The sequence below is a fragment of the Streptomyces sp. NPDC006798 genome (genome assembly GCF_040635975.1).
In the GTDB taxonomy this organism is placed as follows: Bacteria; Actinomycetota; Actinomycetes; order Streptomycetales; family Streptomycetaceae; genus Streptomyces.
Map to the genome: position 1 here is coordinate 14,916 of NZ_JBEYIS010000076.1, position 14,830 is coordinate 29,745.

Here is a 14,830-nt window from a genome sequence, read left to right on the forward strand (position 1 = left end):
GGACGCGGAAGCGGATCGGAAACGACAGGCGGACGTGGCTCAGTTGGTAGAGCATCACCTTGCCAAGGTGAGGGTCGCGAGTTCGAATCTCGTCGTCCGCTCGATGTTGGGGGATCTTCCCGAGCCCCCGCACTCCGGGTGGAGTGGCCGAGAGGCGAGGCAACGGCCTGCAAAGCCGTCTACACGGGTTCAAATCCCGTCTCCACCTCCAAGGACGATTAGCTCAGCGGGAGAGCGCTTCCCTGACACGGAAGAGGTCACTGGTTCAATCCCAGTATCGTCCACCGGATCCTTCGGGATCCCCCGCGCGATTAGCTCAGCGGGAGAGCGCTTCCCTGACACGGAAGAGGTCACTGGTTCAATCCCAGTATCGCGCACGCGGGCCGCACGGCCCTGTACGCCTTCCGGCGGGCTCGTCCTCCCGGTCGGTTCCCGCGCGATTAGCTCAGCGGGAGAGCGCTTCCCTGACACGGAAGAGGTCACTGGTTCAATCCCAGTATCGCGCACACCTCCGGAACCCCGGTCGCCTTTTCGGTGACCGGGGTTCCGTCGTTCCCGGGGCCCGGGGTCCCGGCCGTGCCGGTGGCCGCGCCCGGAGACGGAGTCAGGAGGAGAAGAGCATCCGGCCGAAGCCCCGGCGGTGGCCGTGCTGACCGTGCTGGCCGTGATGGCCGCCGTGGTGACCACCGTGCTGCGGGGCGCCCCAGGCGGGCGCGTGGGCCGCGGGGTAGGCGGCGGGCGGAGCGGGCGGCGGCGGTGCCTGCTGAACCCACTGCGATTCCAGCCGGGTCAGCGACTCCAGCTCGCCGTAGTCGAGGAATATCCCCCGGCAGCCGCCGCACTGCTCGATCTGGACACCACTGCGGTTGTACGTCTGCATCAGCGCGTGGCACTTGGGACACTGCATCGTCGGGCTCAGCTCCTCGCCTGTCGTTCCGTGCGGCCCGGTTGAGGTGCCCGGCCGCAGCAGCACCCTACGTCGGCCCGGCGGCGCCCGACGAGGGCTTCCGGGTCACAACTCCGGTACCAGCCGGGCGATCCGGACACAGGCGTCGAGAACGGCCGTATCCGTCTCGTCGGGTTCCCGCTCCTCCCGGGCCGCCCGGACCAGGGCGAGCGCCGCGCTCTGCACGGTGAGCGCCCGGGCCGGGACGTCCAGCCGGGCCCACGGGTCCGCCGGGTCGACGGCCGGTCCCCCGGCTCCCGTATACGTACCGAGGAAGCGTCCCCATACCTCGGGCGCCAGCAGCCCGGCGGCGAACCAGGCCGCCGGGCGGGCCAGATCCCAGGCCGGGTCGCCGATCCCGAGGTCGTCGACGTCGATCAGCAGCCACGGCCCGTCCGGCGCGGGGCTCCGGACCAGCTGGCCGAGGTGGAGATCGCCGTGGCAGAGCCCGGTGGGCGCCGGTGCGGCGGCCTCGCCCCCGGCCCGGGCGGGCAGCCGGTGCCAGGCGCGCAGGACGTCCGCGGCGGCCGGATGGCAGGTGTCCCGCCGCATCCGGGCGACCGCCAGGGCGGCCTTCGCCGGGCCCCGCGCCGGAGGCGGCGGTACCGGCAGGGACCGGAGCGGGACCTTGTGCAGCCGGGCCAGCAGGGTCGCCGTCTCCTCCCAGGGCGCGGCGTCCGGGTCGGCCGGGTCCACGGGCGATCCGTACGGCCAGTGACTGACCAGCCGCCCGGGGACCCCGGGCGAACCGGCGGGCGGGGAGAGCGGAGGCAGCAGGATCCCGGCGAGCCGGGGATGAGCCGCGATCGCGAGCCTGGCGCGGAGTTCCGGCGGGTCGGCGGATCCGTCGTGCGCCTTGGTGACGGTGTCCCCGTGGCGTACGACCAGTCCGTCGGGGCGGTCCGCGAGTACCTCGGGTCCCCGGGCGCAGCCCCGGCAGGCCGGATCGGCCGCCGTCCCCGGTCCGGGGTGCGCGATGTCGCGGGCGATCCGGGCGAGCGCGTCGACGGCGGCGGTACGGGTGGTAGCGGCGGTCGCGCTGATGGTCCCTCCCCCGGATGCGGTACGGCTGCGGGGCGAGCCTACGCCGCAGGGCGGGGGAGCCGCCGGGAACGCGGAATCGCCGAACCACCGAGAAAGCAGAGAAACCAGAGAACGCCGAGAACGCAGAGAGTGCCGAAAACGCGGTAGCCGGTCAGCTCCCCAGCTGACCGGCCACCACTTGCCGTCCGCCGCACCCCCGTCCCCACGGGGTTATGGCCGGATGTCCCCGACCCGGACCGCTCTTCCGGGCCCGGGGCGCCGCTCAGCGCCCCAGCATCACGCCCACGGACGACGCCTGTGTCACTACCGCTTCCAAGCCACCGATGACATAGAGCAGCAGTGCCGCCAGGGGAAGGACCATGGCCGTGGCCACCAGGGGGTGGCGGCGACCGGCCGGCCGGTCGCCGAACGGGGCGACCGCCCGGCGTTCCCGCGTCCGGATCATGGTCCGTGTCACCGTGTCCGCCATGGTCCCTCTCCTGTCGTAGTTGGCAGCGGCGGGTGTCCGACCTCGGGGGACGAGTACCGCACCCGCCGCTTGACCTCAACTTTAGGTTTCCGGCGGGGGCCGAACGTCATGCCCGCGTACCGATTGCCGGGCCTCCGAGAGGATGAGCCGGGGCCCTCTGATGTACTCCCCTGGGTGGAGAAGCCTCCTCAGGACTGAGGGGTTTCCCTGAGGGGGCGCTCTTCGGCCTCGTTCCCGGGGACGGGCTGCTCCACCCATGCGAGGACCCGGTTGGCCATGAAGCGGGCAGTCCGGACCACGGCCCCGCTCCGGGTGACTTCGCTCACTTCGACCACTCCTCTGCGGACGGCGGTCTCCACCCGGCGCCCTGCCCGGCTTGCCACGACTTCGTACGTACGTGTGCTGTCGCCCGCGTCCACGACGATCTCCACGCGATCACCTTTCACCGATCCAATCCCCCTCCGGTGACGGTCCGTTGAGTTCACGCGCGGGCCGGGGGAGCCGGTATGTCCACCCCCTGACCTCCGGTCAATTCTCCCACCGGGCACTGACAATCGGTCGCGGCGAGAGGGCGCGGCCTATGAGCGCACCGGGGCGGGGGTACGTAAGCTGTGCCACGTCGGGACGGAAGATCGGCCGGCGCCGGTCGGGCCCGGTCCCACGGGACGGCGGGCCGGGAGTCCGGCGCAGCAGGGTGGGGCCGCCCACCGAGGCACACAGGGTGGGGCTCCGCCCACGTAGGCAGGGGACGGACGATGGCGATGATGCGGCTCCGGCGCGAGGACCCGCGTGTCGTCGGCTCGTTCCGTATCCACCGGCGGCTGGGCGCGGGCGGGATGGGCGTCGTCTATCTGGGTTCGGACCGGCGGGGCCAGCGGGTGGCGCTGAAGGTGATCCGCCCGGATCTCGCGGAGGACCAGGAGTTCCGGTCCCGGTTCGCCCGGGAGGTGTCGGCGGCCCGGCGGATCCGGGGCGGCTGTACGGCCCGGCTGGTGGCGGCGGATCTGGAGGCGGACCGGCCGTGGTTCGCCACCCAGTACGTTCCCGGCCCCTCCCTCCACGACAAGGTCAACGAGGAGGGTGTGCTCCCGGCCGCCGAGGTGGCCGCGATCGGGGCGGCGCTCTCGGAGGGCCTGGTCGCCGTGCACGAGGCCGGCGTGGTCCACCGCGATCTGAAGCCGTCGAACATCCTGCTCTCGCCCAAGGGCCCCCGGATCATCGACTTCGGGATCGCCTGGGCCACCGGCGCCTCCACCCTCACCCATGTCGGCACGGCCGTCGGCTCCCCCGGCTTCCTCGCCCCCGAACAGGTCCGCGGGGTGGCCGTCACCCCGGCGACGGACGTCTTCGCGCTCGGCGCCACCCTCGCCTACGCGGCGACCGCCGACTCCCCCTTCGGCCACGGCGGTTCGGAGGTCATGCTCTACCGGGTGGTGCACGAGGAGCCGCATCTTCAGGGCGTACCGGACGCGCTGGCGCCGCTGCTGCGGGCGTGTCTGGCGAAGGATCCGCTGGAGCGCCCCAGCACCCTCCAGCTCTCCATGCGGCTGAAGGAGATCGCCGCCCGGGAGGCGCAGGGCCCGGCCGACAGCAGACCGCCGGTCCCGAGGGAGCGGATCGACACCCGGGGCGGGCAGCCCGCCCGCTATCCGCAGCGTACGGAGCGGCTGGACCGCACGGAACGGCTGGACCGGCCCGAGCGCGACCCCCGGGAGCGCGACCGGCGGACCGGTGAGCGCCGGACCGGCGGGGGCGCGGCGGGTCCGCGTTCCCAGCCGTCGCGGACCGGGGGCTCCTCCCGCCCGGGTCCCTCGCGCGGCGGCGCGCCCTCGTCCGCCCGGGGCCGTCAGGGCGGGCGCCCGGGGCCGCGTACCACCTCCACGGGCCGGCGGCCCGCCAATCCGCGGCTGCTGCGCCAGCGGATCGTGGTCTTCTTCGTGGTGACGCTGATCGTCGCGCTGGGGATCGCGGCGGCCCAGCAGCTGTAGGCCGGACGCCGGCGGCCCGATTCGCGGGTCAGTCGCCGGGGCGGCCGGACGCCACGGCGTAGAAGGCGACGGCTGCCGCCGCGCCGACATTGAGCGAGTCGACGCCGTGGGCCATCGGGATCCGGACCCGGTCGTCCGCCGCGGCCAGCGCCCGGGGCGACAGTCCGTCGCCCTCCGCGCCCAGCATCAGCGCCACCCGCTCCATCCGGTGCGGGGCCGCCTCGTCGATCGCGGTGGCCTGCTCGTCGGGGGTGAGGGCGAGCAGGGTGAAGCCCGCCTCGCGGACCGTCTCCAGGCCCCGGGGCCAGTTGTCCAGCCGGGCGTACGGGACGGAGAAGACGGCGCCCATGGAGACCTTCACGGAGCGCCGGTACAGGGGGTCGGCGCAGTCCGGGGAGAGCAGTACGGCGTCCATGCCGAGGGCCGCGGCGCTGCGGAAGATCGCGCCGATGTTGGTGTGGTCGTTGACGGACTCCATCACCACGACCCGGCGGGCGCCGGTCAGCAGTTCGGCGGCGGCGGGCAGCGGCTCGCGCCGCATGGAGGCGAGCGCGCCCCGGTGCACGTGGTAGCCGGTGACGCGTTCGGCGAGTGCGGGATCGACGACGTAGACGGGGGCCGGGCTCTCGTCGATGACGTCCCGCATGGCGTCGACCCACTTGGCCGACAGCAGCATCGACCGCATCGCGTATCCGGCGTCCCTCGCGCGGCGGATGACCTTCTCGCCCTCGGCGATGAAGAGCCCTTCGGCGGGCTCCCGGCGGCGCCGCAGCTCGACGTCGGTGAGATCGGTGTAGTCGCTCAGCCGGGGGTCGTCGGGGTCTTCGACGGTGATCAGATCAGCCACGGGTCGATACTGCCTTCTCCAGGGACGGGTGCCAACGCCTGGACAGAGGTCGGTTACTGAGGGTTATCGGTGGTCGGGGGCGGTGGGACCGGTTCCGGCGATCCGGTCGGCGACGGCGACGACGTCCCCGACGACGATCACCGCGGGGGGCCGGACCTCCTCGGCGGCGACGACCTCGCCGACGGTCGCGAGGGTGGCGTCCACCCGGCGCTGGGCCGCGGTGGTGCCCTCCTGGACCAGGGCCACCGGCGTGGCGCCGTCCCGGCCGTGCGCCATCAGCGCCCGGGCGATCGCACCGATCTTGTCGACGCCCATCAGGATCACCAGCGTGCCGCGGAGCGCGGCGAGGGCCGCCCAGTCCACCAGGGACCGTTCGTCGTCGGGCGCCACATGACCGCTGACCACGGTGAACTCATGGGCGACGCCCCGGTGGGTGACCGGGATCCCGGCCGCGCCGGGCACACTGATGGAGCTGGAGATCCCGGGGACGACGGTGCAGGGGATGCCCGCCTCGGCGAGCGCCTCGGCCTCCTCCATGCCCCGGCCGAAGACGAACGGGTCCCCGCCCTTGAGCCGGACCACCGCGCGCCCCGCCTTGGCGTGCTCGATCAGGGCGTTGTTGATGGCCTCCTGGGCCATGAACCGGCCGTACGGGATCTTCGCCGCGTCGATCACCTCGACATGCGGCGGGAGTTCGGCGAGCAGATCGCGGGGCCCGAGCCGGTCGGCGACCACGACATCGGCCTCGGCGAGCAGCCGCCGCCCCTTGACCGTGATCAGATCGGGGTCGCCGGGGCCGCCGCCGACGAGGGCGACGCCCGGGGTCCTGTTCCGGTGCCGGCCCGCGGTGATCGTCCCGTCGCTCAGCCCCTCCACGAGGGCGTCGCGGACGGCGGCCGTACGGCGCGGGTCGCGGTCGCGGACCTCGGTGGTGAGGACGGCGACGGTGACTCCGGCGGAGCGGCCGGTGGCGGGGGTGAGGGCGGTGGCCGCGTCGGCGTCGTCGGAACGGACGCACCAGACCCGCCGCGTCTCGGCGTCGGCGGAGATCCGCTCGTTGGCCTCGGGGTCGGACGAGGCGACGACGACGTACCAGGCGCCGTCCAGATCGCCGTCCCGGTAGCGGCGGCGCTCCCAGCGGAGCTCACCGGCGGTGACCATGGCCTCCACGGAGGGCGTGGCCGACGGGGAGACCAGCACGACATCGGCGCCCGCGGCGATCAGGGCGGGCAGCCGGCGCTGGGCGACCTGCCCGCCGCCGACCACGACGACACGGCGGCCGGAGAGCCGCAGCCCCACGGGGTAGGCGGGGTGCGAATGCGCTGGCGTCTGCTGGGGCTGGGACATGGAGGGGAGGGCTCCCTGGGCGCGGCGGTGGACGGGACGGTCCGGCACGGGCGGAACGGCGGTCGGAGCGCGGCGGCTCCGGCGCGGCTCCGGCGGGATGTGTACCGGCTAACTGTACGGTGCCGCCTTTCGCCCGCGATACGGTGAGCGGCCGACATCACAGCAGGTCACCGGCGGTCGGCGGAACGCTCCCCCGGTGCCCGCCGGGCCGGTCGGCGCGCTCGCGGGCACGGCGGCGGCCCGGACGGTGAAGGGGGTACGGCCCGGATTCCGGCGGAGTCGACCGGCGGCGGGGGCGGACGGCGGTGCCGGGACGGCTGGACGCGGGGCGGTCGCCCGTACCGGTGGTACGGACGGCCGCCCGGGCCGCTACTTCTCGGTGACCCCGGCGGAGTCGAAGGTCGCCACCTCGTGCATGGCGCGGGCCGCACTCTGGACGACCGGGAGCGCCAGCAGCGCGCCGGTGCCCTCGCCGAGCCGGAGGTCGAGGTCGACCAGGGGGCGGAGGCCGAGCTTGGTGAGCGCCGCGACATGGCCGGGCTCGGCGCTGCGGTGTCCGGCGATGCACGCCGACAGCGCCTCGGGCGCGATGGCCCGGGCGACCAGGGCGGCGGCTCCGGCGGAGACCCCGTCGAGGACGACGGGGGTGCGCAGGGACGCGCCGCCGAGGATCAGGCCCACGGTCGCCGCGTGCTCCAGACCGCCGAAGGCGGCGAGGACGCCGATCGGGTCGGCCGGGTCGGGGGCGTGCAGTTCGAGACCCCGGCGGACGACATCGATCTTGCGGGCGTGCGTCTCGTCGTTGATCCCGGTACCGCGGCCGGTGATCTCGGCCGGGTCGCCACCGGTGTAGACGCAGATCAGGGCGGCCGACACGGTGGTGTTGGCGATCCCCATCTCTCCGGTGAGCAGGGCCTTGTTGCCCGCCGCGACCAGATCGCGGGCGGTCTCGACACCGACCTCGATCGCCGCGACGACCTCCTCGCGGGTGAGGGCGGGACCGGCGGTGAAGTCGGCGGTCCCGGCGCGGACCTTGCGGGGCAGCAGCCCGGACCGGGCGGGCAGTTCGGACGCCACGCCGACGTCGACCACACAGACCTCGGCGCCGACCTGGGTGGCGAAGGCGTTGACCACCGCTCCCCCGGCGAGGAAGTTGGTCACCATCTGGGCGGTGACCTCCTGCGGCCAGGCCGTCACGCCCTGGGCGTGGACACCGTGGTCGCCCGCGAAGACCGCGACGGCGGCGGGCTCCGGGATCGGCGGCGGGCACATCCGGGAGAGACCGCAGAGCTGGGCGGAGATGATCTCCAGCATGCCGAGGGCGCCCGCGGGCTTGGTCATCCGCTTCTGCCGCTCCCACGCCTCACCGAGCGCCTTGGCGTCGAGCGGGCGGATCGCGGCGACGGTCTCCTGGAGGAGGTCGTGCGGTTCGGCGCCGGGCAGGACCCGGCGGCCGTACGTCTCCTCGTGGACCACCCAGGAGAGGGGGCGGCGCTTGGACCAGCCCGCCTGGACCAGCTCGGGCTCCTCGGGGAACTCGTCGACATAGCCGACGCAGAGGTAGGCGACGACCTCCAGATGCTCCGGCAGTCCGAGGGCGCGGACCATCTCGCGCTCGTCGAAGAAGCTGACCCAGCCGACGCCGAGCCCTTCGGCCCGGGCGGCGAGCCACAGGTTCTCGACGGCGAGGGCGGAGGAGTAGGGCGCCATCTGCGGCTGGGTGTGCCGGCCCAGGGTGTGGCGTCCGCCGCGCGTCGGGTCGGCGGTGACCACGATATTGACCGGGGTGTCGAGGATGGCCTCGATCTTCAGTTCCTTGAACTGCTTGGCCCGGGCCTTGGGGAGGGACTTGGCGTAGGCGTCGCGCTGCCGCTCGGCCAGTTCGTGCATGGTGGCACGGGTCTCGGCGGAGCGGATGACGACGAAGTCCCAGGGCTGCGAGTGGCCGACGCTGGGCGCGGTGTGGGCCGCCTCCAGGACGCGCAGCAGCACATCGTGCGGGATGGGGTCGTCGCGGAAGCCGTTGCGGATGTCGCGGCGCTCGCGCATCACCTTCAGCACGGCCTCGCGCTCGGCGTCGTCGTACCCGGGCGCGGGCGGCGTCTGCCGGGCGGCGGGGGCCGCGGGCTCGACAGCCGCGGGCTCGACGGCCGTGGTCTCTTCGGCCGTGGTCTCTTCGGCCGTCGCCGTGGTCTCTGCGGCGGCGGGCTCGATGCCGTCCTGGGGTACGGGGGCGGCCTCGGTCTCCGCCACGGCTACTGCGGCTTCGGCGGACCCGGGCCCGGCGGGCGCCTCGGCTTCGGGCGCCGCCACGGCCGGGCCGTCGGCGGGGGCGCGCTCGGCTTCGATCGCCTCGGGCGCGGCCTCACCGGTGGTGTCGGTGGCGGCCTCGGCGGCCGGGGCCTCGGGCCCGGCTTCGGCCGGAAGCTGCTCCGGCGCGGTCTCGTCAGCCGCCGCGACGGGCTCGGCGGGCGGCTCGGTGTCAGCAGCGGCGACAGTCGCGGGTGCGGTGTCGGCGTCGGTCGTGACGGCCTCGGCCGGTGCTTCCGCGCCCGGCTCCGTGGCTTCTACGGCTTCCGCGGCCGCCGGAATCTCGGTGGCCTCCGGGCTCTCCGGAACAGCGGCTCCGGCCGGTGTCCCGGACGCGACGGGCGCGGACTCCGGCCCGTCGGGGGCCGCCGCTTCGGGGGCCGCCGCGGGCTCGGCGGCGGGCTCCGGCGACTGCGGTACGGCCGCCTCGGCCTCCTGGACCGGCGCCGTCTGCTCCACGGCGGCCACGTCGGCGGCCACGGGAGACTCGGGCCCGGTCGCCTCGACGGGCGCCCCGGAAACGGCCGTCTCCACGGGCGCGGCGACCTCGGCCGAGGTGGTCTCGGACGCCTCGGCGGGGGTCTCGATGATTTCGGCGAGTTCGGCGAGTTCGGCGAGTTCGGCGAGCTCACCGGTCGCATCTGCCGCATCGGCAGGAGTGGCCTCGGCGACCTCGCCCGGGGCGGCGGCCTCGGCCTGCCGCTCGGGCGCGTCCTCGACGGCCGCCACCGGCGCGGCGACCTCGGCCGCCTCGGGGGCCGCCACCGGCGCGACAGGTTCGACGGTCGGCACCGGCTCGGCCGCCTCGGCGGGTGCTATGGCCTCGGCGGGCTCGGCGGACATTTCGGCCCCGGCCGGGGCCTCGGCCTCGGCGGGCATCGCGGGCGCCCCGGCCGGAACGGCCGCCACCACGGGCTCGGCCGTCTCCGGCCCCGGCTGGTCCGGCCCCACCGACTGCGGGGGTACGGCGTCCCAGGGCGCGCCGGCCTGCGGCGGGATCTCGGCGAGCTGGGGCCCGGGCAGGGGCGCGTCGTCGCGCGGTACGTCCAGATACTCGGGACCCAGCGTCGGCGGGCCGGAGTTGGGCTGTGCGGTCAGCGGATGCGGGGCGACTCCGGCCGGGCCCCGGTCGGCCAGGGACCGCACCACACCAGTGGAGTGGTCGGGCACCGGCGGGCCCATGTGCAGGGGGCGTCGCCCGGGCGGCGGGGTCGGGGTCGCGGACCCCGGCGGGAAGCCGGGCGCGGACTGCTCGCCCTGCGGGCCCGGTACGAGCGCCTCGGCGGGCACGCCGTCGGCCGCCGCCGTCAGCGGCACCCCGGTCTCCGCACCCGCCGCGTGATCCCCGGGCTCGCCGGGGACCCCCGGCTGCTCGGTCCCGGCGACCTGGTTCTGCTGCGGCATCTGCTCCTGCCCCTGCTGCTCCGGCGCGGGCGCGGCGACAGGCGCTCCGGCGGCGGACGGATCGACGGCGGCGGGGGCCTCGGCCACCACCTGTATGGAAGGCGCGCCGGGGGCCGCCGCTGCGGCGGACTCGGGGCTCCCCAGATCGGTCGGGGCCACCAGCCCGGGCGCGGTCACCACACCCACCTGCGGCAGGTCGGCGGGGACGGAAGTCTGAAACGGCCCGGCGGCCGGAACAGCCGCCGCCGGCCCGTCGGCCCGCGGTACGGGCGCGGGCCCGGCGCCCTCGGCTCCGTACGGTCCGGCCTGCGGGGCCCCGGCCACCGGTACCTGTCCCGGGGGACCGGCGAGTCCGGGACCGGGCTGGGCGACCGGCACGGCCGACGGCGGCTGGACCGGGGACGGGTGCTGGCCGCCCGGCGCCGACTGCGGGTCGACCCATGCGCCCTGCGCGCCCGGCATCAGCAGCAGATCGTCGTCGGTGTGCGCCGCGCGCGCGGGCCGGGCCGCCATGGCGGGCTCGGCCGGACGCGGGCCGGAGGGGTCGAGGGCGGTGTACGCGTCGGAGCCGGGCACGCCCGGCCGGTCCACCACGCCTGCGTTCTCCGGCAGCCCCTCGACCGGGATCTGGCCGGTGTCGGTCATGCGTACCCCTCGCCCCATCGCTTGTGATCCTTCGCCCATCCGCCCGGACACCTGTTCGCCGGTGCGCCGCGCGACCGCCCGTCAACGAGAACGAGCGCGCGCGCCGCGCGGCACGACGGCCCACGGACTTCCAGCATTCTCGCGGCCGTTCGCGGCCCTACCGGTCGGTTCCGGCACGGACTTCTGTGGGCTGCGCCACGTTGCGCGTCCCCCGGTTACGGCGTACCACAAACCGGAGCCAATACGACACTCGATTTCCGGTGTTCCGGGGCGGTGCCGAACGGATTGCCGGCTCGTCCCGGTGCGGTACGACGGTCGGTCAGCCTACCTCGCGCGACTGACAATCATGGTCGCGGGGCACGCTCCGGCAACCGTCCCGACACCAGGAAGACGACCGCCCGTTCCCGTTCCGACCAGCCCCGCGGGTCGAACTCCACGGACTGCGCGAAGACGCACTCCACCTGGTAGCCACCGGCCGTCAGGGCCGCCGCGACGGCCTCGGCGCCGTCCCGGGTGACGGCATGGGTGACGATCCGCTCGGGGCGCCGGTCGGCACAGGCCTCGACGGTCTTGGCACCGCCGCCGCCGATCCGTACGACATCGGGTTCGGGCAGCCGTTCCAGCACCTGCGGGGCGCGCCCGTTCACGATCTGGATCCGGGCCCCGGCCCGCCGGGCGGCCGCGTCCGTACGGGCGCAGGCGCCGGGGTCGGCGTCGACCGCGATCACGGCCGCGCCGAAGCGGGCGGCGTCGACGGCGAGCAGTCCGGCGCCGCAGCCGACGTCCCAGACGAGATCGCCTTCGCGCGGTCCGAGCCGGGCCAGTTGGAGGGCGCGCAGGGCCGCGCCCTCGCCCTCGCGCGCCGCGCCGGTCTCCGGGCGGCCGGGGCCCGGTTCCGTACCGGCGGCGGGGCCCGGATCGGAGTCGTACGCCCCGGGCGGCAGCGCCCAGCCCCTGGGGGCGGTCGGGTAGCCGGGGTCGTGGCCCGCGAGCCAGCCGCCGCCGGGGGCCGGGGAGGTGGCCGAGCCGCCGACCACGATCACCACATTGGGGTCGCGCCAGACGTGGTCGGCGGCCTTGTCGGAGGTGACGACGGTGACCCGTTCCCGTTCGGTGCCCAGCTCCTCGCAGATCACGAAGGTGCGGTGGACGCCTTCGAGGAGGAGGGCGAGCTCGGCCGGGCCGGCCCCGGGCGAGGTGAGGACGGCGACCTTGGGGTGGGCCCGGCAGATGTTCACCGCGCGGCGCAGATCGCGGGGGTGGGCGACCACGATCCGGGCGTCGTCCCAGGGCATACCCGCCCGGGCGAAGGCGGCGGCGACGGCGGAGACGGCGGGTACCACCTCGACTTCGAGGCCGTGTTCGGGGGCGCGCAGGGTGCGGACGACGCCGAAGAAGCCGGGGTCGCCGTCGGCGAGGACCACGGCGCTGCCCCGGTGCCCGGCGATCCGGCGGGCGGCGAGCGAGACGCTGCCGAGCCGGATCCGTTCGGCGGTGCCGGGGACTTCGGGGAGGGCCAGGTGGTGGGCGGCCCCGGCCACCAGGGTGGCGGCGGAGAGGGCGGAGCGGGCCGCGGCGGTGAGGGGTGAGCCGTCCCAGCCGATCACCGTGACGCGGTCGGCCATGGTCGTCAGTCTCCTGGGGGTCGTCGCAGACGGGAGGGGTGCTCCGGGCCGGGGCCATCGGCGGGCGGGGCGCGGGGGCGGCGGATCGGGGCGGGGCACCTATTGAAGCAGTGGGGACACTGAATCAGCCGGGGGTGCGGCCGTCCACCGGACGATCGCGTTCCGGCGCGGTCGCCGGGAGGCACCCGGGGGCGGGGCAGTCCGGGGCGGGTCAGCTCCAGTCGGCGTAGCCGGACTCGGCGGATCCGTCGGTCACACCGTCGAGGTCCTCGGGGAGCAGGCTCCAGACGATCAGATCGGTCCGCTGGTCGGTCCAGCCGCCGTCGTCGGTCCTGGTCCGGACGATCCAGGCGTTGCGGAGCACGCCTTCGCTGATGCCGCCGATCTTCTGGGCCACCTGCTGGGAGGCGGTGTTGTCGGCGGCGGTGCGCAGTTCGAGGCGTTCGAAGTCGCGGTCGCGGAAGAGCCACTTGGCGACGGCGAGTACGGATTCGGTGGCGTATCCCTCGCCGCGGGCCCAGGGGGCGACGGCGTACGCGGCCTCGGTGGCGCGGACCCGCCAGTCGGTGTTCTTCAGCCGGACGGTGCCGACCAGCCGCTGGGTGAGGAACTCGGTGACGGCGAAGACGATGCCCCGGCCCTCGGTGCGCTGCGCGGGCGCTATCTCCCGGATCCACTTCTCGGCGTCGGCGCGGGTGAAGGGATGGGGTACGGGGGTCCAGGCGGTGACCGTCTCGTCGTTCATCATCTCGGTGTACGCCGGGACGTCGGCCTCCTCGAGGGGCCGCAGCACCAGTCGCTCCGTACTGATGGACACGTCCGGAAAGGTGGTAGTCATGCGCCGCTCCGTAACCATGGCCTGTGGGGAACAGGCGACCAGTGGCCTGCCGAAAGGCCCAGCATGCAGCATGGGCCGGCCGGGTGGCACCACGGGGGGCCGGGGGCGGACGGCGGCGGCCCCGCGCCCGTGGGGGTGCGGGGCCGCGCCGGTGTCGTACGGGCCTTCCGGCCCCGGTCCGGCCGCCGGATCAGAAGGCGGGGATGACCGAGCCGTCGTACTTGTCCTCGATGAACTTCTTCACCTCGGGGGAGGTGAGCAGCTTGGCGAGCTTCTCGACCCGCGGGTCCTTCTCACTGCCCTCCTTCACGGCGAGGAAGTTGCCGTAGGGGTTGTTCTCGGCGGACTCCAGCACCAGGGAGTCGTTCTTGGGGCTGAGCTTGGACTGCACCGCGTAGTTGCCGTTGATGACGGCCGCGTCGACGTCGCTGAGCGCGCGGGGGACGGCCGCGGCCTCCAGCTCCTTGAAGCTGAGCTTCTTCGGGTTCTCGGCGATGTCCTTGGGCGTGGCCTCGTTGCCGGTGCCGGGCTTCAGCTTGATCAGGCCGTGTCGCTCCAGCAGCTTGAGGGCGCGGGCCTCGTTGGTGGTGTCGTTGGGCAGGGCGATCGTGGCGCCGTCCTTGAGGTCGGCGAGCTTGTCGGCCTTCTGCGAGTACAGGCCCAGCGGCTCCAGGTGGACGGTGGCGACCGGCACGATGGTCGTCTTGTTCTTCTTGTTGAAGTCGTCCAGGTACGGCTTGTGCTGGAAGAAGTTGGCGCCGACCTCGCCGCTCTGGGTGGCGGTGTTCGGGGTGACGTAGTCGGCGAACTCGCGGATGTCCAGCTTGAGGTCGGCCTTGGCGGCCAGCTCGTCCTTGACGAAGCCGAGGATCTCGGCGTGCGGGACGGAGCTGGCGGCGATCACCAGCGGCTTGGCGGGATCGGCGCCGGCGCCGGTCTTGTTCTCCTCCTTGCCGCAGGCGCTGAGGCCGAGGGTGAGGGCTCCGACGGCGAGGACGGCGGTCGTGATCTTGGCAGTGTTACGCACGAAAAGTGCCTTTCTCCATGGGTGGTGCGATGGCGCGGGCCCCGGCGGGGCGCCGCAGAGGGAAAGCTCTGGGGCTGATGAGGCTGGTGTGACCTCAGTGACCGTATGGATCTCTATGGCTTATGAGGCTGGTGCAACTGATGGGGCTGGTGTGACTCATGGGGCCAAAGGGTCCCGGGGAGTCACCAGCGGGCGATCGGCGCGAGGCCCGGCCGGGCCGCCCGGGGGGCGGTCAGTCCGCCATGAGGGGGCGGGCGGGGGCGGGGGCGGCGGCGCGGGGGCCCACCGCGCGAGGGGGGGGGGCCCGGCGGGGGGGGGGGGGGGTCGGGGGCGGCGGGGT

11 protein-coding genes and 5 tRNA genes are annotated in these 14,830 nt (G+C 74.6%); 6 read left to right on the plus strand and 10 right to left on the minus strand.

What is annotated here, in order from left to right; all coding sequences use genetic code 11:
• Nucleotides 1-28 precede the first annotated feature (28 nt).
• The 5 genes from ABZ714_RS32200 (at nt 29) to ABZ714_RS32220 (ending at nt 506) form a co-directional block, all read left to right on the plus strand.
• Nucleotides 29-101 (plus strand) — tRNA-Gly (locus tag ABZ714_RS32200).
• A 36-nt stretch (nt 102-137) separates the two neighbouring features.
• Nucleotides 138-211, plus strand: a tRNA-Cys gene (locus tag ABZ714_RS32205).
• Between the two features lies 1 nt (nt 212).
• Nucleotides 213-284, plus strand: a tRNA-Val gene (locus ABZ714_RS32210).
• A 21-nt stretch (nt 285-305) separates the two neighbouring features.
• Nucleotides 306-377: transfer RNA gene (locus ABZ714_RS32215), tRNA-Val, on the plus strand.
• A gap of 57 nt (nt 378-434) precedes the next feature.
• Nucleotides 435-506, plus strand: a tRNA-Val gene (locus tag ABZ714_RS32220).
• 98 nt (nt 507-604) lie between these two features.
• Here ABZ714_RS32220 and ABZ714_RS32225 read toward each other — a convergent pair.
• From ABZ714_RS32225 to ABZ714_RS32240, 4 genes are all read right to left on the minus strand, one after another.
• Complete coding sequence (locus tag ABZ714_RS32225; protein ID WP_358828901.1) at nt 605-907, minus strand: zf-TFIIB domain-containing protein; 303 nt, start codon at nt 905-907, stop codon at nt 605-607.
• Nucleotides 908-1,012: 105 nt separating this feature from the next.
• Nucleotides 1,013-1,924, minus strand: a complete 912-nt coding sequence (locus ABZ714_RS32230) for an aminoglycoside phosphotransferase family protein (protein WP_358828911.1) — start codon at nt 1,922-1,924, stop codon at nt 1,013-1,015.
• 328 nt (nt 1,925-2,252) lie between these two features.
• Nucleotides 2,253-2,459, minus strand: a complete 207-nt coding sequence (locus tag ABZ714_RS32235) for a hypothetical protein (protein WP_358828902.1) — start codon at nt 2,457-2,459, stop codon at nt 2,253-2,255.
• Between the two features lie 188 nt (nt 2,460-2,647).
• Nucleotides 2,648-2,905 carry a hypothetical protein gene (locus tag ABZ714_RS32240; protein WP_358828903.1) on the minus strand — a complete coding sequence of 86 codons (258 nt, stop codon included), beginning with the start codon at nt 2,903-2,905 and terminating at the stop codon, nt 2,648-2,650.
• 309 nt (nt 2,906-3,214) lie between these two features.
• Here ABZ714_RS32240 and ABZ714_RS32245 point away from each other — a divergent pair, with 309 nt between their 5' ends.
• A complete protein-coding gene (locus ABZ714_RS32245) occupies nt 3,215-4,447 on the plus strand; it encodes a serine/threonine-protein kinase (RefSeq protein ID WP_358828904.1) in 1,233 nt (410 codons plus the stop codon).
• A gap of 28 nt (nt 4,448-4,475) precedes the next feature.
• Here ABZ714_RS32245 and ABZ714_RS32250 read toward each other — a convergent pair whose 3' ends face one another.
• The 6 genes from ABZ714_RS32250 to ABZ714_RS32275 form a co-directional block, all read right to left on the minus strand.
• Complete coding sequence (locus tag ABZ714_RS32250) at nt 4,476-5,294, minus strand: RNA methyltransferase (protein WP_358828905.1); 819 nt, start codon at nt 5,292-5,294, stop codon at nt 4,476-4,478.
• Nucleotides 5,295-5,357: 63 nt separating this feature from the next.
• Nucleotides 5,358-6,641: a uroporphyrinogen-III C-methyltransferase gene (gene cobA / locus ABZ714_RS32255; RefSeq protein ID WP_358828906.1), complete on the minus strand. Its 1,284-nt coding sequence runs from the start codon at nt 6,639-6,641 to the stop codon at nt 5,358-5,360.
• Between the two features lie 369 nt (nt 6,642-7,010).
• Entirely contained in the window at nt 7,011-11,000 is a 3,990-nt protein-coding gene (gene cobT / locus ABZ714_RS32260) for a nicotinate-nucleotide--dimethylbenzimidazole phosphoribosyltransferase (RefSeq protein WP_358828907.1), read from the minus strand.
• Between the two features lie 344 nt (nt 11,001-11,344).
• On the minus strand, nt 11,345-12,625 hold the full coding sequence (cbiE, locus tag ABZ714_RS32265; protein WP_358828908.1) for a precorrin-6y C5,15-methyltransferase (decarboxylating) subunit CbiE: 1,281 nt from the start codon (nt 12,623-12,625) through the stop codon (nt 11,345-11,347).
• A 211-nt stretch (nt 12,626-12,836) separates the two neighbouring features.
• Nucleotides 12,837-13,463, minus strand: a complete 627-nt coding sequence (locus ABZ714_RS32270) for a GNAT family N-acetyltransferase (protein WP_358828909.1) — start codon at nt 13,461-13,463, stop codon at nt 12,837-12,839.
• A 190-nt stretch (nt 13,464-13,653) separates the two neighbouring features.
• The gene (locus ABZ714_RS32275) at nt 13,654-14,490 is read right to left on the minus strand and encodes a MetQ/NlpA family ABC transporter substrate-binding protein (RefSeq protein WP_358828910.1); all 837 of its coding nucleotides are present in this window, start codon (nt 14,488-14,490) and stop codon (nt 13,654-13,656) included.
• Nucleotides 14,491-14,830: the final 340 nt, after the last annotated feature.

Coding starts and splice junctions, on each gene's coding strand:
- cobA (WP_358828906.1), bottom strand. CDS start 6,641: ATGTCCCAGCCCCAGCAGACGCCAGCGCATTCGCACCCCGCCTACCCC.
- ABZ714_RS32245 (WP_358828904.1), top strand. CDS start 3,215: ATGGCGATGATGCGGCTCCGGCGCGAGGACCCGCGTGTCGTCGGCTCG.
- ABZ714_RS32270 (WP_358828909.1), bottom strand. CDS start 13,463: ATGACTACCACCTTTCCGGACGTGTCCATCAGTACGGAGCGACTGGTG.
- ABZ714_RS32235 (WP_358828902.1), bottom strand. CDS start 2,459: ATGGCGGACACGGTGACACGGACCATGATCCGGACGCGGGAACGCCGG.
- cobT (WP_358828907.1), bottom strand. CDS start 11,000: ATGACCGACACCGGCCAGATCCCGGTCGAGGGGCTGCCGGAGAACGCA.
- ABZ714_RS32225 (WP_358828901.1), bottom strand. CDS start 907: ATGCAGTGTCCCAAGTGCCACGCGCTGATGCAGACGTACAACCGCAGT.
- cbiE (WP_358828908.1), bottom strand. CDS start 12,625: ATGGCCGACCGCGTCACGGTGATCGGCTGGGACGGCTCACCCCTCACC.